This is a genomic window from Pseudomonas sp. TH37, from assembly GCF_016650735.1.
GTDB classification, from domain to species: Bacteria; Pseudomonadota; Gammaproteobacteria; order Pseudomonadales; family Pseudomonadaceae; genus Aquipseudomonas; species Aquipseudomonas farris.
This window is the reverse complement of sequence record NZ_JAEKFD010000010.1, coordinates 112,621-134,179: the sequence shown is the minus strand read 5'-3', so window position 1 is coordinate 134,179 and position 21,559 is coordinate 112,621. Positions and strand designations below refer to the sequence as shown.

11 protein-coding genes and 1 tRNA gene are annotated in these 21,559 nt (G+C 59.5%); 4 read left to right on the top strand and 8 right to left on the bottom strand.

Annotated features, from left to right (window positions below; all coding sequences use genetic code 11):
- Nucleotides 1-243: 243 nt before the first annotated feature.
- The gene (locus tag JFU11_RS23115) at nt 244-2,952 is read right to left on the bottom strand and encodes a hypothetical protein (RefSeq protein ID WP_201062196.1); all 2,709 of its coding nucleotides are present in this window, start codon (nt 2,950-2,952) and stop codon (nt 244-246) included.
- A gap of 303 nt (nt 2,953-3,255) precedes the next feature.
- Nucleotides 3,256-7,587 (bottom strand): DUF5801 repeats-in-toxin domain-containing protein, encoded by a 4,332-nt coding sequence (locus tag JFU11_RS28180; RefSeq protein ID WP_201062195.1) that lies wholly within the window; start codon nt 7,585-7,587, stop codon nt 3,256-3,258.
- 608 nt (nt 7,588-8,195) lie between these two features.
- Here JFU11_RS28180 and JFU11_RS23105 point away from each other — a divergent pair.
- Nucleotides 8,196-8,558 carry a DUF6124 family protein gene (locus tag JFU11_RS23105; protein WP_123721737.1) on the top strand — a complete coding sequence of 121 codons (363 nt, stop codon included), beginning with the start codon at nt 8,196-8,198 and terminating at the stop codon, nt 8,556-8,558.
- Nucleotides 8,559-8,638: 80 nt separating this feature from the next.
- Here JFU11_RS23105 and JFU11_RS23100 read toward each other — a convergent pair whose 3' ends face one another.
- The 4 genes from JFU11_RS23100 to JFU11_RS23085 all read right to left on the bottom strand — a co-directional run bounded on the left by JFU11_RS23100 (nt 8,639) and on the right by JFU11_RS23085 (nt 14,704).
- Nucleotides 8,639-10,603, bottom strand: coding sequence for a metallophosphoesterase (locus JFU11_RS23100; protein ID WP_201121380.1), 1,965 nt, complete (start codon nt 10,601-10,603; stop codon nt 8,639-8,641).
- 97 nt (nt 10,604-10,700) lie between these two features.
- A complete protein-coding gene (dapF, locus tag JFU11_RS23095; RefSeq protein WP_201062193.1) occupies nt 10,701-11,519 on the bottom strand; it encodes a diaminopimelate epimerase in 819 nt (272 codons plus the stop codon).
- Between the two features lie 246 nt (nt 11,520-11,765).
- Nucleotides 11,766-13,505: a dipeptidase gene (locus JFU11_RS23090; RefSeq protein WP_201062192.1), complete on the bottom strand. Its 1,740-nt coding sequence runs from the start codon at nt 13,503-13,505 to the stop codon at nt 11,766-11,768.
- 86 nt (nt 13,506-13,591) lie between these two features.
- Nucleotides 13,592-14,704 (bottom strand): CapA family protein, encoded by a 1,113-nt coding sequence (locus tag JFU11_RS23085; RefSeq protein WP_201062191.1) that lies wholly within the window; start codon nt 14,702-14,704, stop codon nt 13,592-13,594.
- A 177-nt stretch (nt 14,705-14,881) separates the two neighbouring features.
- Between JFU11_RS23085 and JFU11_RS23080 the strand changes: the two genes are divergently transcribed.
- Nucleotides 14,882-14,956 (top strand) — tRNA-Gln (locus JFU11_RS23080).
- 187 nt (nt 14,957-15,143) lie between these two features.
- Here the strand turns inward: JFU11_RS23080 and JFU11_RS23075 are convergent.
- Both JFU11_RS23075 and JFU11_RS23070 read right to left on the bottom strand, forming a co-directional pair.
- On the bottom strand, nt 15,144-17,144 hold the full coding sequence (locus JFU11_RS23075; RefSeq protein WP_201062190.1) for a U32 family peptidase: 2,001 nt from the start codon (nt 17,142-17,144) through the stop codon (nt 15,144-15,146).
- 110 nt (nt 17,145-17,254) lie between these two features.
- Nucleotides 17,255-19,141, bottom strand: coding sequence for a sigma-54-dependent Fis family transcriptional regulator (locus JFU11_RS23070; protein ID WP_201062189.1), 1,887 nt, complete (start codon nt 19,139-19,141; stop codon nt 17,255-17,257).
- A gap of 346 nt (nt 19,142-19,487) precedes the next feature.
- On the opposite strand from JFU11_RS23070, the gene JFU11_RS23065 reads away from it, so the two are divergent.
- The gene (locus JFU11_RS23065; protein ID WP_201062188.1) at nt 19,488-20,588 is read left to right on the top strand and encodes an NAD(+)/NADH kinase; all 1,101 of its coding nucleotides are present in this window, start codon (nt 19,488-19,490) and stop codon (nt 20,586-20,588) included.
- Nucleotides 20,566-21,543, top strand: a complete 978-nt coding sequence (locus JFU11_RS23060) for a thiamine pyrophosphate-dependent dehydrogenase E1 component subunit alpha (protein ID WP_201062187.1) — start codon at nt 20,566-20,568, stop codon at nt 21,541-21,543. The genes JFU11_RS23065 and JFU11_RS23060 overlap by 23 nt, the downstream gene beginning before the upstream one ends.
- Nucleotides 21,544-21,559 lie beyond the last annotated feature (16 nt).

The following is a 21,559-nucleotide window of genomic DNA, read 5'->3' as shown; positions in this document are numbered from 1 at the left end:
TTCTCCCGAGCAATTACGGTCATTGAGGCCTGACCATTGACCTCTACAACTATGACTAGGCGCCGGGAATTGCGCATCGGCCGATACTCCCAAGCGGGATGGGAGTTTCGGCCTAGTCGTACTCCCAGGTGGTCTGTCGCAGGGTGCCCAGGTTAATGCGAGCGTGCGGATCGCCTATTGGAAGTGCAAAAAAATGCGAGGGTGGCTTGCGTCACCCTCGCATTTTTTCACGCGCGCGACGCCTCAGACGCTGCCAATAACGATGTCGCTAGTCAGAAGATCGACCCCGACCAAGGTGATGGTCGTGACCTGTCCGCCCGTTTCGGTAACCGTCACGATGCTGTCTGCGCCGCTGGTGTCGAGCTGGACAGCGGCGTTCTGGTCGCCGTTGAGTACCAAGGTGTCTCGCAGGTTTGCGTCCGCATCGAAGCCGGTGACCTGGTACAGGTTCTCATCGAATGACAAGTCGACGTTGAAGGCATCGAGCTCACCGCCCGTGCCCACCAGCGTGTAGTCGAAGGCGCCGGCCAAGTCGTTGGCGAACAGGTTGGCGTCAAACGTACTTGATGCCGAGTCCCCATCTCCGTCCGTCACCGTCGCGTTGAACGACAGCTGGATATCGCTGGCCAGACTCGCGGTTTCCTGAATGAACTGGATCACCGGGATCTTGATGTCGCCTCGGCCCATCGTGAGCTGAACAGCGTCGATCAGCGCCGTGCCTTCCTGCTCAATGAGGAAGGACACCTGTCCACGGGGCTCTGGAGTCAGGGTATTCACCTCGATGAGGTCCGAAAACGAGCCATCCTCGTAGTAGATCCTGTAGTACAGGTCCTCGGTCGCTGTGTTGTAACCCGCTACAGAGTTGTCGATGAAGACCTTCATGGCCGTCACCAGGGTTTCCGGATTGATGACGAAACTTTCATCGGTAGCGCCGATTGCCACCAGATTGTCTCCCTGGAGGACGTTATTGGCGACGCCGATACCGGACGTGCTGACGTTCATGGCCCTCGGGTCGATGTACGCGGGCAGGGGGTTGGTCTGTAGTTCGGCTTCGGTGGGGTCGGGTGCTCCAAGCCCGATACCGGTCAGGATGTCCGTAGTCGACGCAAGCGCCTTCGCGGAAAAGAACACAACCTCCTCAGATGCCGAAGGAATAGTCGGGTCATTCGTATCTGGAATTAACAATGTGCGCACCGGGTCCGGACCGCCGGCAGCGAGCGAGCCATCGGCACTGCTGAGCACGACCGTCGAACTGAAACCTTGCACCAGATCCAGTACATAGCTGCCATCGTCAAAGGCGCTCAGCGTGTAGTCGATGGTGGTATCCGCCGTGTCGGCGTTGTTGTCGAAATCGCCGGTCAACGTCCCGGCGAATTGGTACGCGCCATTGCCGTCCGGTGAGGGCGATTGCTCGGTGAGGGTGGCGGTCCCGGTCGTGGTGGTGTTGTCTGGTCTGACGAGGGTGAACGGGTTATTCACCGAAATATCCAGACCGTTCGTATCCAGCCCGTCGGCGCCGGCCGAATGACTCCAGTAGCCGGTTTGCGGCAGGACGCTACCGGTCCCGATCAGGTTGCCGAAGGCGAGTGCCGGGCCGTCATCTTCGAAGATGATCTTGGAGCCGATTTCGGCGGTCGTAACAGCAGTTTGGAGCAGTGTGAAACCACCGATGTCAAAATCGGCGTGGGTATTGCCCCTGGCGTCGAGGGCCGCCCCGTTCTCGACGAGCACGCGGTTGTGATCCGAGGCTGTGGTGTATTCAATCTGGTAGCCGGCCAAAACGCCGGTGATGGTAGCAACCCCACCGGAAAAGGTGATGCCAATGGCCGGATCATTCACCGATCCGTCTGAATTCTCGATCACCACCCCGGCGCTGTTGAAGACGCGAACGTTGGTGATGGCAACCGGCGTATCGTTCGCATAGCCGTTGATGAAGTTCACGCCAGGTTCAGCAGCGGTGCTGAATGCGCTGATTTTTACCACTGCACTCTTGCCGCTTTGCAACTGCACGACGTCGAAGCTGGCCTTTTTCGCATTGACGACGTCGGTAAAGTCGATGTTGGACTCAACATCTGCTTCGGTCGGACTAAGGTTGGGAATGGTCACATCCTGCCTGGCACCCGTGACGAACGAAAAGCGGATGCCATCCTGTTCCGTAATCATCTGACTGTTGGTGCCGAAGGTGGTCGGGTTAGCCGCCTGGCTGGTAATGATCGTGTCGCCAGTGTTTATATTGGCGCCGCTTGACTCGTCTGCGGGGTCCTTACCGGTGGCTATGATGGTGGGGTCCGTGATCCGCAAGACACCAGCGTCATCGACAACTGTCGGGTTCTCCTTCGTGAACATCAGGAAGAGGTTCGCACCGGAGGGCACACCGGCCAGACTGAATTCCAGGTCCTGACTGGTTCCGATGAACACCTTATCCAGCAGATTGAGCGCATCATCGGGGTTCGTATCATCTGGATGCTGGAGCGGTTGGTACTCCACGGTCCAGATCTTGCCGCCGGAGACCGGTGATCCGGTTTCTTCGATATAGGCCGCGAACACGATCGCGCCGGTTGCGCTCCCGGCTCGGCCCAGGAGAATGTTGTTGTTCGTATCTGTATAGAGAAGGATGCTGGTGCCATCGAGGGTAAACAGTCCGCTGTCCGCGCCATCAAGCGGTGCGCCAGCGCTGTCGACGAAGCTGATATCGGTAATGCTTTCTCCGTTGGTGACGGTGAACGCATCGCTGCCTGTGTCGCCCAGGGCACCGTTATAGCCACTCAAGGCCGCACCTGTTGCGGTACCTGCCGCAAGTGCGGTCAAACGGGTAGAGAAGGAAGAGGGCAGGGACGCCACCAGAATGTCGTTGTCGTCAGCGTCGCCTGCAGGGGCTGGAGTGGCGGTGGCGTTCTGTAACCCGGCCGTTTCGTCCAGCGAAACGTCCACGCCAGTGATTCCAATAGCCATGATTTTCTCCTGAGCATGCGGTCATCGAGGCCTGACCGTTGACCTTGGCCGTCACTATGGATAAGCCCCGGGGATTGCGCATCGGCCGATACTCCCAAGCGGAATGGGAGTTTCAGCCTACTTGGATGGGGGAACAGCACGAGGGCGTGAAGGAATGGTGCCGCCTATTCCGTTTGTGAATGAGGACATGCCGCAAGGCTCGTCTGGCCTTGGCTCAGGGACCGCACTGGCCCAATAAAAAACGGCCTGGCCCCTTGTGGGAGCCAAGCCGTCCTGTCGCGCGCGTTTACTCTTCTTAGCGGATCAAAGCACCAAATCTGTCGGTGCAAGGTTAGTAACTCCCACCAGTTCGACCACGACAGGATTTTCGATATCAATCGTCTGGACAGCGGTGAAATCGCTATCGCTATCGACGACCTTGAAATCCAGCGTTAAATCAAGGGTAGCTGGTGTAGTCGTGGTGGTGGAGAAGCCAGCATCGATGATCTTCAGCGGATTCGTACTCGTATCCTCCGCAATCGTGTTTCCAGGCCCGACGAGACCACTGACCGGCTGTGCGGAAGTGCTGCTTGCGCCATCGGCACCGACATCGCGATTCAGATTTATCGCGCTGCCCGTAAGGCCAGCATCATTCGAAAGAATCTGAATACCCTTGATGAGCCAGTTATCACCGGTCTGAATGTTGAAATCATTACTTTCAACAATCAATAGAGCATCATTATTGTCCAGGAACGGGTCGTTCGGATCGGCTGGGTCGTTGACGATAAGGGCCTCGTACTTGGTTCCAACAAGATCTGTATTGACCGTATCGTTCTCGTACACATCGCCCTGGTCGACGTAGATGGCACGTGTTGTAGTGATGGAAGGATCATTTGCATCAGCAAGACTGACGATAAGCAAAAGATCATCGCTTTCAGTCTCGTATCCGTCGAACTTGATAAAGAAATCGGTCGCGTAACTAAAATTGTCGGCGCCCAGATCTCCTTTCGGATCAGTCTGGAAGAAATTGATGTTGGCTGCTTCACCTGCCTGGATCGTATTTCCGGAGACGCCCAGAGCAGTGCTGGACAAGGTTACAGCGGCCTGCGTGCCGCTCACAAGCTCACCCGCCGTCACAACAGTATTGCCGCCGGCACTCAGTGGTGCCTCGAAGCCCGTGATCTGGATGTAGAAACCTTCCCCAAGCTTCCCGGTGGCCACAGGTGATGGGCCACTGGAAGGGCTCGTACCATCCACGTCATACGTTTCGTATCCAGTGCCTTCGCCCAGCGTGACGTCTTGCGTCGTTTGCAGCGGATCCATCTCGAAGGTATAGGTGTCATTGACTTTGTCAAACACCAGCGTGCCTTCCACCAGTTCAGGCGTGGTGGCAGCATTCCGATCGTGATCGTATTTGAACGACACGTTAAACGTGGCAGCGTCGAGACTCTCTGAATCCCAGGTGACCGTTGGATCAACGATCGCAACATCGTTCGCCGAACCAGAGAGGGCGAGTTCGGCAAAATCACTGTCCGCTGCCGAAGAGTAGGTCGGCCCGCGCTTGTCCGCACCTATCGAGTAGGCGAAGTCACCCGAAAAGGTCCATGACGTCGCACCCAAATCGGGATCGACATCCTGCACAGGGGCTGTCCCTATAACGGGCGTATCGTCGTCGACGTTGATCCCCAGCGTGCCATCGGCCGTATCGCCATCACCATCGGTCACCCGGTAGTTGATGGTGAACGCCTGGTTGTTCTCGGTCAGGCCTGCCGCATGGAGGATCGGGCTGTTTTGCACTACCGAGTAGGCGCCCGTTGCCGCAACCATGGTCAGCGTCAGCACCGTGGTCGTGCCCTGTTTGACCAACAGATTGGCGCCGTCGGCCACATAGGTGAAGCCTGTGGGTGCTCCGCTGGTCAGATAGGCCACCGTGCCGGCCCCGTCCTGCCCAAAGTCGTGGCCCAGAGTGCCGCTTAGGTTAGCCGAGTCTACATCGTCGTCCGTGCCGCCAGGATTGCCACCCGAGAGCGCATCGTCGTCGAGCAGCACCGTGCTGTTGGCTAACACCCCCGGTCCGTCGTCGTCGAAGTTGATGTCGTCGCCGATGCCGACGCTGTCGGTGCTGGTGTCGCCGTCGCCGTCGGTCACCGTCACCACCGCGTTGATCAGGCCCGCCAGATCAACGCGGTCGTCGTAGGCTGCCGCCGAGCTGCCGGCGGTGGGGTGCTTGAGCGAGACATATTGCGCCACCGCCACATTGCCATCCTGCTGCAGCGCAATCGCGAACGCCGCCGGATCGTCAACCGTGACCGTGCCATTGGCCACGTCATACCGGCCGACAATCAGATCGCCTTCCTTGAACAGTTTGATGTCCTTGCCATCGGTGGTGTCGAGCAGCGAGTCGGTGCCGTCGCCGCCGACAATCGCCAGCGACAGCACTTTCGTTGCACCCTCCTGGTCCTGGCCAAAGCTGCTGAGCGCCGTGGAGACCAACGACGTGGTACTGATCGCGTACTCCGTTGGATTCAAGTCCGTGCCCTTGTTCACCACTTCCGTGTCGAACAGTGCCAGAACCGCCGCCGCGTCGCTGTCGTTATCCTGGTTGCCGGCCGTCTCGTCGATCGTCACCGCGCCGCCGCCATCGGCCACATCCGCGCTCGGCCCGTCGTCGTCAAAGTTGATGTCGTCGCCGATGCCCACACTGTCGGTGCTGGTGTCGCCGTCGCCGTCGGTCACTGTCACCACCGCGTTGATCAGGCCCGCCAGATCGATCCGGTCGTCATAGGCCGCCGCCGAGCTGCCGGCGGTGGGGTGCTTGAGCGAGACATACTGCGCGACCGCCACGTTGCCGTCTTGCTGCAGCGCAATCGCGAACGCCGCCGGATCGTCGGCCGTGACCGTGCCATTGGCCACGTCATAGCGGCCGACAATCAGATCGCCTTCCTTGAACAGCATGATGTTCTTGCCATCAGTGGTATCGAGCAGCGAGTCGGTGCCGTCACCGCCCACAATCGCCAGCGACAGCACTTTCGTCGCACCCGCCGCGTCCTGGCCAAAGCTGCTGAGCGTCGTGGTGGCCAAAGGCGTGGTGCTGATTGCGAACTCTGCTGGATTCAAGTCCGTGCCCTTGTTCGTCACTTCCGTGTCGAACAGCGCCAGAACCGCCGCCAAGTCGCTGTCGTTATCCTGGTTGCCGGCCGTCTCGTCGATCGTCACCGCGCCGCCGCCATCGGCCACGTCTGCACTTGGCCCGTCGTCGTCGAAGATCATCTTGGAGCCGATTTCGGTTGTCGAAACAGAGGCTTGGACCAGCGTGAAACCACCGATATCAAAATCGGCGTGGTTATTGCCCCTGGCGTCGAGGGCCGCTCCGTTCTCGACGAGCACACGGTTGTGATCCGCCGTCGTGGTGTATTCAATCTGGTAGCCGGCCAAAACACCGGTGATGGTTGCAACCCCACCAGACAAGGTGATGCCGATGGCCGGATCATTCACCGATCCGTTTGAATTCTCGATCACCACCCCGGCGCTGTTGAAGACGCGAACATTGGTGATGGCAACTGACGTATCACCCACATAGCCGTTGATGAAATTCACGCCAGGTTCAGCAACGGTACTGAATGCGCTGATTTTTACGACGGCACTCTTGCCGCTTTGCAACTGCACGACGTCGAAGCTGGCCATCTTCGCGTTGAAGACGTCGGTAAAGTCGATATTGGATTCAAGATCTGCTTCGTTCTGACTAAGGTTGGGAATGGTCACATCCTGCCTGGCACCCGTGACGAACGAAAAGCGGATACCGTCCTGTTCCGTAATCATCTGATTGTTGGTGCCGAAGGTGGTCGGGTTAGCCGCCTGGCTGGTAATGATTGTGTCGCCAGTGTTTATATTGGCGCCGCTTGACTCGTCTGCGGGGTCCTTACCGGTGGCGATGATGGTGGGATCCGTGATCCGCATAACACCACCGACGTCGACAACTGTCGGGTTCGCCTTCGTGAACATCAGGAAGAGGTTCGCACCGGAGGGCACACCGGCCAGACTGAATTCCAGGTCCTGACTGGCTCCGATGTATACCTTATTCAGCAGATTGAGCGAATCATCGGCGTTCGTAGTCACTGGATGCGAGAGCGGTTGGTACTCGACGGTCCAGATTTTGCCGCCCGAAACCGGCGATCCGGTTTCTTCGATATAGGCAGCGAACACGATCGCGCCGGTCGAGCCACCGGCCCGGCCCAGAACGATGTTGTCGTTGTTCGCATCCGTATAGAGCAAGATGCTGGTGCCGTTGAGGGTATCCAGTCCGCTGTCCAGTCCATTGAGCGGTGCGCCAGTGCTGTCGACGAAGCTGATATTGGTAATGGTGGCGCCGGGGTCAGCGGTGACGGTGAACGCATTGCTGCCTGTGTTGCCCACGGCACCGGTATAACCACTCAACGCTGCACCCGTTGCGGTACCTGCCCCCAGTGCGGTCAAACGGGTAGCGAAGGTCGAGGGCAGGGAGGTCACCAGAATGTCGTTGTCGTCAGCGTCGCCTGCAGGGGTTGAAGTGGCGGTGGCATTCTGCAATCCGGCCGTTTCGTCCAGCGAAACGTTCGCGCCGCTCGCCACGACGCTCATAGCGCTGGCCGTAATCGATGAATTTTGCTCAATAGTCATGACTTTTTCCTGGGCTGTTGCGGTCATCTAGGCCTGACCGTTGACCTTTGGTCGCAACTATGGATAAACGCCGGGGTTTGCGCATCGACCGATACTCCCAAGTGGGGTGGGAGTTTCAGACTACTTGGGAGGGGGAGATGGAACGGCGCGAAGGAGGGAGTGTCATATTCCGTTTTTAAATTGTTCAGGCCTGAGATAAATCCCAACGAACAAGCGGTCACCGAACAGGCACGTATAGCCCTGTAACCGTCCCTGGCGGAGTGGTCTTCTCGCGTTTAATGATGCGTGTTTAAAGACACTCCGTGTTACTTCCCGAAGGGCTACAAGACCTTGCGTCGTTACCTACGGTTAAGACAGAATCCGCCGGCTTGTGCGCCGATGGCCCGGGCTCTATCGTTTCCCTGTCACTGAAATCAGTGATCGGGTTTGGTAGCCCGGTTTCGTATCACGGCGCATCGCGTCACCTATTATGGTGGTCATGCGCGGGGTCCTTTCGAGGGCGCCGGGAACTGATACGACCGGTCTACCAACCCGCGTATGGCCACCACCTTCGTTTGGTAGCGAGTGTGATGGCTCTTTTTAATAAACTCGTATCAGGAGTTTGATTTATGTTCAAAGTTACGCCCAACCCACCGGACACCGATCCGGCATCCCCGTACGAATCCCTCGATTCAAAAAAGCTCAACGAAGCCGCCGAGCGCGCCCTCAATTTTTACCTCAACCCGGCAGCGATCATGAACAACACCCCACGCAAACCCAGCACCCTGTATATGGTTGCGCCGGATGTCGACCATGAAGCCTTGCTGGTGCAAACATGCGAGAACCTGGCGTCGGCCAGTGTCATGGCCAGCGACATTGCTGCATTGGTGGAGGGCACCCACCGCAATACCCTGCTGGCGCTTCAGCAGGTCATCATGCTGGGGGAACTGGCGGTGAATCGAATGCTGGATAACTTCGTTCCGCCCAAGTAATCACTCAGCAAATCGGACCTGTAGGAGCCAGCGGTGCGGCGATCCGACTTACCGCACCGCTGGCTCCTACGAAAAGCGGTTTACTTACGCAGAATCTCGATGGGCGGCTCGATCAACTGCGGTTCGAGCGCACCCGAGGCTGGCACGAAGCGCGGGCCAGTGCTTTCAGGCGTTGCCCGCAATCTCCAGGTACGCTGCACCTTCGCCAGTTTGGCGACTCCTGATGCCACGGACCAGCGCCGGCAGACCTTCTCCAATTTGAGCGGGTAAAGGGTGAGTTGGTCGCCTTTGAAGTGCATGCGCAGGAAGCATTTGTGGTCGGCGATGCACTGCGAGGAAAAAACCGCCTCGCTATGTAGCCCCCAAAAAGTGTTGCCCATCACCATCCATGCGCCGAACAACAGGCCTCCCAAACTGCCGCCGAGCACCAGCGTCTCCGCCAGGAACAACAAAACCTGGTGCAGGTTTTCTACCTCGAGCTGCAAGTAGTGGATGTTGACACGGCCCATCAGCCACAGCAGTCCGATTGCCAGTCCCAGATGAAGTACCCCGTGAGCCGCTCCAATGGCATAGGCGAGCTTTCGGGTGCGCTTGACCCCGGCGGCTGAGAACACTGCGCAACCCAGCACAATGATCACGGCGAACATCACCGACGAAGGACTGTGTGACAGGACCAGGAGCAGGTGTCGCCAAACTTCGCTGATGTTGGAAATAGACGCTTGGAGGTCAGACAACACGTCCATCAGGCTGCGGTTGCCTCGTGCCGGGTGGGGCACCGTGCTGGCGCTTTGTACCATCCAGTCGAACAGCAGGTACAAAATGGCCAGCATGCCGCAGAACGAGCGATTGCGGGTAGGTAGCCGCCATGCCCGATTACGCAGTTGCTTGGAGGTCTGTTTGTCCGGGTAGACCGCCGCCAGTTCGTAGTGCTGCCGGGTGCCGCCAACGTTGATCGGCTTGGGCGGATCGGGAAGCTGATGTGTGGCATTCAAGAAGGCGCCACCGCCTCCGCAGGTGATGCGCTGCGGCGCCTGGGTGCCAGCTTTTGGCTGGTAGCGCGCGTAGTGGTGCGAGTCTCCGGCCAAGACTACCGCGAGGTGGTCACCCAGGAGTTCCTCGATCTCGCGCAGGCTGCGAAAGCGCGGCGTCTGGGTTTCGATCGAGGGCAAGGCCTTGCTCTCCTCGCGTGCTAGCCGTTCGGCTTCGTCCACCCAACTCGGCTCGGGCGTGCAGAGGATCACGCGATCGCCTGGCTGCAATTTGGCGTGCATCTGCTCGAAGTATTGCTTCTGCTGTCGGTCGATCATGGATTCAAACTGCAGATCCAGGCCCCAGATCCACCAGCCATTGGGCAACTGCAGCACGTAGTAACCGGTGCGCTGGCGGGTTTCCCAAGCGCCGATGGGCTTCTGCTCGCAAAACAGTTGGGAGAAACCGCGCAGACCGTCATACCAATCGTGGTTGCCGGGCGTCGCCAATATCCACGGTGCACCCGGCTGCCGCACGGGCTGGTCCTGGTCATTAGGGCGCTCCTTGGGTACCGGCGCGGGAAATGCGGCGCGGAAGGGGTCCAGGAAACGGGTGCGATAGCCGTTGCGGGCCGGTGTGGGATAGACCTGATCGCCGCCGAGCAGCAGCACGTCGCCGCGCGGCAACGAGAGCTGGTGTTCCGGCAACTCGACAGCATGGCTGACGCACAGCGCCATCGAGTAGGTGGAGTCCCAGCCATCGCCGGTATCGGCCAGATAGTCGATCCACACGTCACCGTCGGCAACCACCTGGATAGGCGGGTTAGAGTCCCGAGGGTTGAGCATGGCCAGCACCTCACGTGGGTCCGCGAAGGCACCCATCGTGGTGGCGACAGCCGTTTGTAAGCCCGTGCGCATTAGCTGCAGCGGGCCTAGCCAGTTGACCATTGCCTCCTGGGTATAAAGCTCGATGCGGCTATTGAGCGTGGGAGAAGGGGTGGGACGGGTTATGGCGAGGGGCGCAGAGTGCGGCGTAGGCGCCTCTCCAGCGCGAAACTCAATCGATTGCTCCTTCATCATCCAGCCTCCATTGCTGTAACGAGTTCAGGTACCTCAAAAGGGTGATCTTTTGTCGGTCGATTCAGAATAGGTCAGTTAGGCGCTGGCCGCCGGTTCATAGCCTGAAGGAGAGGCTGTCGTGAACAGTTCCCGAAAACGTTGTCTCTACCGGCCCGATGAGAAAGACAGGCCCCACGCCATCCCATTGAACCGTTACGGTTCCGCCATCACATTCAACCTCAACGCGAGGGTCTAACAAACCACGACGAATTCCGTTAACAGCGGCGCCACACGAGCAGGAACCGGAACCGAGCGCAATACCACCCCCGCGCTCCCAAATGCGCAATCGAATGTGCTTTCGGTTAATGATCTGGACGAAATGCACGTTCGTCTTGAGGGGGAATAGAGGGTTGGTTTCAATGATCGGTCCGATGGTCGCTATATCAACGGCGTTCAGATCATCGACAAAATAGGTGCAGTGCGGATTGCCCATGCTGGTAGCTGCTGGGTCACCCGCCAGTGGTAAAACAGCAGTATCCAGTTCCAGCGCCAGGGGAATGTCCGACCAGCCGAAAAGCGGTTCCCCCATGTTGACGGAAATCGCGCCGGTCGAGGTTCGCTCACACGTGAGTAGACCACGATTGGTTCGCAGCGCTATCGAAGTCATATTTGATTCGCGCATCAGCATATCCGCGGCACCGCGCGTTGCGCTGCCACAAACATCCAGCGTGGAGCCATCTGCATTCCAGAACATCAAGCGCGCCACTGCATCATCGCAATCGAGCACTACGACGAGTTGATTGAATCCGATTCCTCGGTTCCGATCACCCAATCGCCGAGCCAAGGTGCTTGTCATTGGATTGGCCGAGTTTCGCAAGTCCACAACAACGAAGTCATCGCCATTGGCGTGCATTTTATGAAAACTTAGCGGCATAAATTGATCCCACTGAATTCCAGGCAATTTCAGCCGCGACGCACTCTATGTAGCAGCTGCCGAGCCTGCGAGGCTGCGTAGCAGTCGTGAGTCCGGCAGGCACGGTCTGCCGGATACCAACAATTGCTGATTTTACGACTGCTTCGCAGCCGAACGCAGCCTCGCAGGCTCGGCAGCTGCTACGGATAACATTACGTCTTGACTGACTGACAGACCCGCCAGAATAGCGGGTCCAAAAGGGGGAGATCAGAGTTTCGGCAACTGCCCGATGCGCCCGAACATTTCGGTCACGATCTGCAAGTCCAGCAGGAACTGGTCGACGGTCTTGAACTCGTTGTCGTTGTGACCGGTGTACTTGAGCTCGGGCCTGGCCAGGCCAAACTGCACGCCATTGGGCAACTCATGGACCGAAGTGGCGCCGGCAGAGGTGCCAAACTTGTGTTCCATGCCAAGGTTTTCGCTGGACACGGCTAGCAGGGCCTTGACCCATTCACCCTCAGGGTTGCGGTGCATTGGCTCGGCGATCGAGTAGTCAAAGGAAGCCGCAATGTGGGTCTTGTTGCTCCAGGCACCAATCTTTTCGGCGATTTCGGTCTTGAGCGCTTCTGGGGATTTGCCCTTCGGCACGCGCAGGTTCACCGCGAGCTTGAAGGCTTTTTCATCCATCCCGACATAGGTCAGGGATGTGGTCAGCGGTCCCATGAAGTCATCGGAAAAACCGACCCCCAATTTGCCACCCAGATAGTCCAGCCCCCAGTTGTCGGTGGCGTAGCGGGCGGCGTCGGTAATGTGGTTGTGCTTGAGCGCGACCTTCCCGTCGAGGCTGTTGATGAAGTCCAGCATCCTTGCCACCGGGTTGACGCCTGACTCGGGCTCGGAGGAGTGGGCAGAAACGCCGGTGACCGTCAGCAAGACGTCCTTGCCGACGACCTTGGCGATCACCTCGAAGTTGCCGCCATTGCGCTTGGCATAATCAGTACCGGCTTTCTGCAGGCTGGCGGCCAAATCGGCGGGCTTGTCGCTCAACAAAGTGGCGACGGAAGTCGATGGAATCTGGTTGGTTGCCAGGCCGCCGGTCATTGAGATGATTTCGGCGCCCTTACCCTGTGCGTTACGCCGGGCAAAGTTCGCCATGACAGTGCCGTAGCCTTTTTCGGCAATCACCACCGGGTAGCCGCCATCCAGCGCTAGGTTGTAGTTGGGTGTCGGGTTGTGTTCGAAGTAATAGGGGATGGCGTCGCCCGTGGTTTCTTCAGTGGTGTCTACCAGCAGCTTGAAATTCCTGGCTAGTGGCAGCTTCTCTTCCTTGATGATCTTCATGGCGTAGAGCGCCACCACAATGCCGTTCTTGTCATCCTCGGTACCCCGACCATACATGCGGTCGCCGACCAGGGTGACCTTGAATGGATCGAGTCGGGTGCCGTCTTTCAGGACCCAGTTCTCTGGCGTCACGGGCACCACATCCGCATGCGCGTGAATGCCTACGACTTCATCGCCGTTGCCTGCGAGGGAGATTTCATAGACACGGTTATCGATGTTGCGAAAGTTCAGGTTGAAAGCTTGGGCGAGGCCCTTGAGCTTGTCGGCGATCTTGATGAATTCGGGATTGTCGTGCTGTGCAACGCCGTCCACGCGGAAGGTCGGGATTGCCACCAGTTCGCGCAGGGTCTCAGTGGCAGCACTGCCGTATTTCACCCGTGCATAGAGGCCAAGCAGGCGATGGATCTCGTTCTGCTGTTCAGGGGTAAGGGTCTTGTTGCTCTGGAAGGCACTGATTGCCGGGCCGAGGTCGTTGGTTTTGGCAAGGTCGCTCTTGGCCAGGCGTCCCAGGAACTGCCTGAAATCCGTTACCGATGCGTCACTGAAGGTCTTGAGAATGGTGGCGCTCTGTTGCGGGGTGATGTTGGCGTGCGCTGACGTGGTGAACGACGAAAGGCTGGCCAGCATCAGGGTTGTCGCGGCCAGGTGCTTGAGTGATAAATCCATTGTTGGGCATTCCTTTGCAGGCGGTTTGTGAGAAATTTCTGGTCGATTAGTCAGAAATGTTTCCAAATTAACATGCCCAGAGGCACCTACCAACGCAACACGAAGGCATTTTTCGCGCCCGGCTGGATGCTGCTGCCCAAGCGTGCGCACTCGCGAGAAAGGGTGTCGTGCAGCCATTGACGGTCATCCCCTTCGGCGCGACAGATGCGAAAGCGACAGAGGCGGGTGGGTATCAGGTCCAGCGACTGCAAATGCCCGCTCGGTTCCAGCGAGGCAAAGTACAGAAGCCCCAGGTCGCCGCGAAAGTCTGTATGGCCCTCGATGCCTTCGTAATCGTTCAGCAGATCACCGCAGCCATAAAGAATCAGATGTTCGCGATACACCTCAATGCCCTTGACGTGGTGTGAGGAATGCCCGTGCACCAAGTCGACGCCGGCCTCGTCGATCAAGGCATGGGCGAACCGGATTTGCTCGCGCGGGATATCGAACCCCCAGTTGCCGCCCCAATGAATGGAGGCGACCACCAGATCCCCCGGTTTTTTGCCCTCGAGAATCCGTTCGGCTACAGGGCGCAGGCTTTGCATCGACAGATCTTCCAGACGCGCGACACCCGCGCGACGATCCGTGGCGGCCCAGTCGGACGGAATGCCGCTGTCGGGCGCGCCGAGGCCAAACACCAGCAAGCGCCGCCCGCCAGGCTGTGGCAGCACGGCGGGTGCTTCGGCAGATTGGCGGTTGTGGCCGGCGCCGGCGCTGCACATGCCGTTGCTCGACAAGGTGTCCAGCGTATCGGCCAGGCCGGTTGCCCCCCAGTCCAGCACATGGTTGTTGGCCAGCACGCAGCAATCGATGCCGGCTGCGCTGATGGCCGGGAAGTTCTCCGGGGTCATGCGGTAATTGATGCCCTTTGGCTCCGGTCGTCCACGGCGGGACACCGCAGTTTCCAGATTGATGATGCGTGCGTGTGGCTGGCGAAGTTCAAACTCATCCAGCGCAGCGCCCCAGACATAAGTGAAGTCGACGGGGAGGGGAATCGGGCCATTGAGTCTTTCCGCCAGCCGGACGTAAACGCCGGCATTCTTTACGTAGTCTTCGTAAAGCCGCGGATCGCCAGGATGCGGCAGTACGGAATCGATGCCGCGGGCGGTCATGACATCGCCGGCGAGAAACAGCTTCAGTGTATCGGTAACAGCTGCCATGGCACCCTCCAGGATCAGGAGTAAGCATCTGTTTTAAAACAAATATATTTTTGTGTTGGCCTTCCCAGACGAAGCAAAAGTTGATAAATTACCGCCCGTTCTTGCAGAGGTCCTTACAGGGCTTGTCCGCAAGGACAAATCAGAAAGAGAGTGCCGAGCACTCGCCGCAACAGATACAGGGGCGTCGCCAAGCGGTAAGGCAGCAGGTTTTGATCCTGCCATGCGTTGGTTCGAATCCAGCCGCCCCTGCCATTTTCCTTATACTCATCCAAGTATGGCCTCCGCCGGCAGGTAGTGCGGAAGTCCCGGATGATTGTCTTTACAGAAAACGCCAACGCCGATCCGGCGTTTTTTTATGCCTGTAAATCCCTCTTGGTCACACCTTTAACATTCAGCCGTCTTGCGAGCGCAGCGCCGTAGCGGTGCGCTCGCAAGTCACTCAGTGCGGTGCGCGAGGGATGGTCTTGAGCAGGTCTTCAGGGCTGATGTGGCCGACGACTGGCTGCACCACGCTGCCCGGTTGCGGCAGGTCAAGGATGTGTCCCTTCATCTTGCCGATCACATGCATCTCGCAAGGCTTGCAGTCGAACTTCAGCGTCAGCACCTCGTCACCGTGCACCAGTTGCATCGGCGCGACCTTGGTGCGCACGCCGGTGACGCCCTTGGCCTGCTTGGGGCAGAGGTTGAAGGAGAAACGCAGGCAGTGCTTGGTGATCATCACCGGCACCTCGCCGGTCTCTTCATGAGCCTCATAGGCCGCGTCGATCAGCTTGACGCCGTGACGGTGATAGAAGTCGCGGGCTTTCTGGTTGTAGACGTTGGCCAGGAACGACAGGTGCGACTCCGGGTACACCGGTGGCGGATCGGTCTCGGCCTTGCGACCACCCCGTGGATGGGCTTTGATGCGGGCCGCGGTCAGCGCTTCGATGACTTCGCGGCGCAAGGCCTTGAGCTGCGAGTTGGGGATGAAATACGTCTGCGGTGCATCCAGCTCGATCGCCGTGGCGTGGTACTGCGTGGTGCCCAGTTGGCCGAGCAGATCGTGCAGCTGTTCCAGGGCTTGTTCCGGCTTGTTGGCCAGACCGAATGGACCGTCCAGGGCAACACTGGCGCTGACACCTTCCTCGCTGGTGGCGGTCAGCTCCAGGCGATCCTCACGCAGACGAGCGACCCAGGCAAGACCCACCCGGCGCTCGGCGGAGGTCTTGAGCAGGGCCTGCTGCCAGTTGTGGTCGAGGTTGCGGCTCAGCGGGTGATTCGGTCGCAGCTGGTGCAACCCCTTCGGCATCTCATTGGGTTCCACACGATAGCGGTAGCGCTTTTCACCGTCCTCTTCGAACTCGTCCTTCGGCTCGGCGATGTTGGTGCGCCAGCCCACCACTTCACGCTTGACCAGCACATTGAGGCCGTCGCCGTTGGACAGCGGTTCGTGGGTGACCACCAGCAGATCGCGTTTGCCGACTTTCTCCACCACGCCCACCGGCAGGCCGGTGAAGGTGGGTGTGTCGAAGGCGCCGATATCGATCTTGCGGTCGCTGACGAAGTAGTCGGTGCTGCCGCGGTGGAAGGTCTTTTCCGGGTCAGGCAGGAAGAAGTGCGCGGTGCGGCCGCTGGACGCGCGGGCCAGGTCCGGGCGGTCTTCGAGCACGTCGTCCAGGCGCTGGCGATAGTAGGCGGTGATGTTCTTCACATAGCCCATGTCTTTGTAGCGACCCTCGATCTTGAACGAGCGCACGCCGGCTTCCACCAGCGCGCGGATGTTGGCGCTCTGGTTGTTGTCCTTCATGGACAGCAAGTGTTTTTCGTAAGCGATCACACCGCCTTTTTCGTCCTTGAGGGTGTACGGCAGGCGGCAAGCCTGGGAGCAGTCACCGCGATTGGCGCTTCGACCGGTCTGCGCATGGGAGATGTTGCACTGACCGGAGAACGCCACGCACAGCGCGCCATGGATGAAAAACTCGATGGCCGCGTCGGTCTCGTCGGCAATGGTGCGGATCTCTTTGAGGTTCAGCTCGCGGGCCAGTACCAGTTGCGAGAAGCCGGCCTGGTCGAGGAACTTCGCCCGCGCCAGGGTGCGGATGTCGGTCTGGGTGCTGGCGTGCAGCTCGATCGGTGGGATGTCCAGTTCCATCACGCCCAGGTCCTGGACGATCAGCGCGTCGACGCCGGCATCGTACAGTTGGTGGATCAGCTTGCGCGCCGGCTCCAGCTCGTTGTCGTGCAGGATCGTGTTGATGGTGGTGAACACCCGGGCGTGGTAGCGACGGGCGAATTCCACCAATTGGGCGATATCGCTTACCTCGTTACAGGCGTTGTGGCGGGCGCCGAAGCTCGGGCCCCCGATGTACACGGCGTCGGCGCCATGCAGGATGGCCTCGCGGGCGATGGCCACGTCACGGGCGGGGCTGAGCAGTTCCAAGTGATGTTTGGGTAGGGACATTTTTTTTAGTCTGGCTTGTCACGGTCAAGGTGCGCATTGTAGCGGCGAAACGTTTGACCGGCACCCGTGTGGTGCCCGATGGCGAGCGGGGCCGCCGGATGAAGCTGTGGTTAGCTTCTGCCAGGCATGTCGATGTCATGTTGATGCACCCGTCGATACAGCGTTGCCCGGGAGATGCCCAAAGCCTTCGCCGCGGCGGTGGGTTTCCAGCGATGACGCACGAGGGCATCGATGAGTGCCTGGCGTTCCGGGCTGGCGCAGTGTTCCACGGTGTCAGCTGAAGCCGGATCACTGAGTCGATGGCCAAGCAGTTGCTCAGGCAAGTCACTCAATAGAATCAAATGGGTTTCGCACACCGCGCAGGCGTAACGCAGCACGTGCCGCAGTTCGCGCACATTTCCCGGCCAGCGATAGCCGAGCAGGCATTCCAGTGCGGAGCTTCCCAGTTGCATCTCCATTGCGCAGGTCGACGATTCTTCTTCGAGTATCCGGTTGATCAAGGCCAGTCGATCACTGCGTTCGCGCAACGGCGGTAATTGGAATCGCGCGCCACTGAGGCGAAAGTACAGGTCCTCGCGAAACTCGCCAGAGGTCACCCGTGCTTCCAGATCGCGGTGGCTTGCGCAGACGACCTGAATGTCGATCGCTTTGCTTCGTGACGCTCCCAGGGGGGCCACTTCGCCCTCGGCTAAAACCCGCAGTAGACGGGTTTGCAGGGGCAGGGGCATATCGCCGATTTCATCGAGAAACAGAGTGCCGCCATCGGCCTGTTCCAGCAAACCTCGCATACCTTTATTCGATGCACCGGTGAAGGCGCCGGCCACATAACCGAACAGCTCGCTTTCGATCAGGTTTTCGGGAATCGCTGCGCAGTTCACCGCGATAAAAGGTCGCTCACGGCGCAGACTGGCCTGATGCAACTGGCGGGCGAAGACTTCCTTGCCAGAACCGGTTTCACCCTGGATCAGCACTGGTAAATTGCGGTCTTTGACCCGCACCGCAAGGCGCAGGCTTTCTTCCAGTCGCGGGTCGAGTTCGACGGGTGACAGCACCCGGCGCGCAGGGTTGCGTTTGACCCGCCGTGGCGCGCTGAGTCGTCCATGCAAGGCATGACGGCCACCTTGGCCGTGAAGCAGGCAGAGCGATTCGTCCCTGGCCCGATGCAATAACTGCTGATCGAACACTTGGTCGATGTGTTCCGGCAGTTGGCCAAAGCTTTGCAAGAGCCACTGCCGCGCCGCGGGGTTCAGCGCCTGCAGTCTTCCGTCATCGTCCCAGGCGAGCAGGTAATCGGGTTGGCTGTCGACATAGCCCGGGCTGTTGTGGGCCCGCAGCACCCAGTAACCCTGGGCACTGCTCATGAAAAACGCTTGTTCTATTTCCCGTGCGCTCTGCACCACCATCTGCCGGATCAGGTGTTGCGAACGACGGTCGTCCGGAGCGCGCACCGCGGACACATCGAGCACCCCGAGCAGTTCGCCCCGAGGGTCGAAGACTGGCGCTGCAGAGCAGGTGAGTCCGATAAAGGCGGCGCGGAAGTGATCTCGCTTATGCACCGTGACCGGTGTTCGTGCGGTCAGCACCGCGGCCACCCCACAGGTGCCTTCCTCGCCTTCAGACCAGCAGGTGCCCAGGTACAGACCGGCTTTGCGGCAGTCATTGCGGATCGAGGTTTCCACGCGGTAGTCGATGGTCTGGCCCTGGGCATCGGTGAGCAACACGCAGTAGTCGGCATCGCGCACGCGACCGTGGAGGCGGGCGACTTCTTCGCTGGCGATGCGCAGGAACAGTTCGGAGCGTTCTCGACACTCCTGCAGCACATTCTGCGAAAGGATCCGTGGCCCTTGTAATGAGCCGGGGTCCAGGTGGTGTTGCTCCATGGAGCGACGCCAGGAGTCCAATATCAAATCCGACACAGGCAGTTGCGGCAGGTGCGCTGCGTTCTTCAAAACACGGCTGACGCAATCCACGTGCGCCTTCGAGTGTGCGGAAAGCATTTAAGGTCTCCGGTTCGATCTTCTTTTAGTTGTGCGGCTATTAAGCGCCGTTCATCGATGGTCGACAAGCGTCGATTCACTCACGGCGAAGGTGAGACGCGACGTCTCAAGGTCTCACCACAAACCCGTGCAGGCTGACATGAAACGTCTCAATCGAGCGTAATTCCGACCCTCATAGGCTCAGGTCATGGCCGCTCTGGAACAGGCGTTCTGGCGCTTTTGTGCGGATCTGGCACCGGCCTTGCTCTAGCCCCTGCAACCAGTGCGACTGGCAACCCGATAATAAAAAGAGGTGCCCTATGTTCTCCTGCCGAGGCCTTTTCCTTGTTCTACCTGTGGGGGTGACATGAGTCGTTTGCCCCTGACCGTCGGCATCATTGCCAACCCGGCGTCCGGCCGGGACGTACGGCGCCTGACGGCGAATGCCGGGCTATTTTCCAGTACCGACAAGGTCTCGGTGATCCAACGGTTGCTGGCGGCTTTTGGCGCCACCGGTGTCGAGCGGGTGCTGATGCCCACCGACATGACCGGCATCGCCGCTGCGGTGTTGAAGAACAGTCGTGGCCGCCAGGCGCGTGACAGCCACTGGCCAACCCTGGAGTTCCTGGACCTTACCTTGCGCCAGAGCGTGGCGGACACTCGCCAGGCCGCGCGCTGGATGGCTGAACGCGGCGTGTCGCTGATCGCCGTGCTCGGCGGTGACGGCACCCACAAAGCGGTGGCCGCAGAAGTCGGCGACATTCCACTGCTAACCCTGTCAACGGGGACCAACAATGCCTTCCCGGAACTGCGTGAAGCCACCAGTGCCGGCCTGGCCGGCGGACTATTCGCCAGCGGCCGAATCCCGCCCGAAATTGCCTTGCGCCGCAACAAACGCCTGCTGGTACAGATCCCGAGCCGCGATCTGTACGAAGTGGCTTTGGTGGACGTGGCGGTGTCCTCGTTGCCCTTTATCGGCGCCCGTGCAATCAGCCGTGGGATCGATCTGGCGGAGGTGTTTGTGACCTTCGCCGAGCCTCAGTCCATTGGCATCTCGGCCCTCTGTGGCTTGTGGTTTCCGGTGTCGCGTCAAGCCCCCAACGGCGCCTGGATGCGCCTTGACCCGCAATCCCCCGAAGCCCTGCTGGTGCCACTGGCGCCCGGCCTGTTGCAAGGCTGCGGCGTGCTCGCCGCCGCTAGCCTTGAACCCGGCGTTGCCCATCGTCTGTGCCTGAGCAGCGGCACCCTGGCCCTGGATGGCGAGCGGGAAATCGAATTCAACGCCCATGACTTACCCACCGTTACCGTCGATGCCGGCGGTCCGCTGAGCATCGATGTCAATGCGGCGCTGGCCTATGCAGCGCAAGAGCGGCTGCTGGCCATCGGCCGTGAACATCCGCAACACCCTTTGAACCTTGAGTCTCAAGACACCCTGGAGAATAAAAATGTCGACACAGCTGACCGCTGATCAATTGCTGCATGCCTATCGGGTGATGCGCACCATCCGTGTTTTTGAAGAGCGCTTGCACGTGGAGTTCGCCACCGGCGAGATTCCCGGTTTCGTCCATCTCTATGCCGGTGAAGAGGCCTCGGCCGCCGGTGTCATGGCTCACCTGGGGGATGATGATTGCATTGCCTCCAATCACCGTGGCCACGGTCATTGCATCGCCAAGGGCGTTGATGTGTACGGGATGATGGCCGAGATCTATGGCAAGAAAACCGGGGTCTGTCAGGGCAAGGGCGGCTCCATGCACATTGCCGATTTCGAGAAGGGCATGCTCGGCGCCAACGGCATCGTCGGTGCCGGGGCACCACTGGTGGTCGGGGCGGCCCTGGCAGCCAAGCTCAAAGGGACCGACGGTGTCGCCGTGGTGTTCTTCGGCGATGGCGGCTCCAACGAAGGGGCCGTGTTTGAAGCGATGAACATGGCCTCGGTGTGGAACCTGCCATGCCTGTTCATTGCCGAGAATAACGGCTACGCCGAGGCCACGGCCTCCAACTGGTCCGTGGCTTGCGATCACATCGCCGACCGCGCAGCCGGCTTCGGTATGCCCGGGGTCACCGTCGACGGCTTTGACTTTTTTGCTGTTCACGAAGCCGCCGGTGCCGCAGTGGAGCGGGCCCGCGCCGGTGAAGGACCGTCGCTGATCGAGGTCAAGCTGACCCGCTACTACGGCCACTTCGAGGGCGACGCCCAGACCTATCGGGCACCGGACGAGGTCAAGTATTTCCGCGAGCACAACGACTGCCTGATGCAGTTTCGCGAACGTACCACGCGCACTGGTTTGATTGATGCCAGCCAGTTGGACCAGATCGATAGCGAAGTGGACCTGCTGATCGAAAATGCCGTGCGCAAGGCCAAGTCCGACCCCAAGCCGAGCGCGGTCGACCTGCTCACCGACGTCTACGTTTCCTATCCCTGAACGCCCCTATAACAAG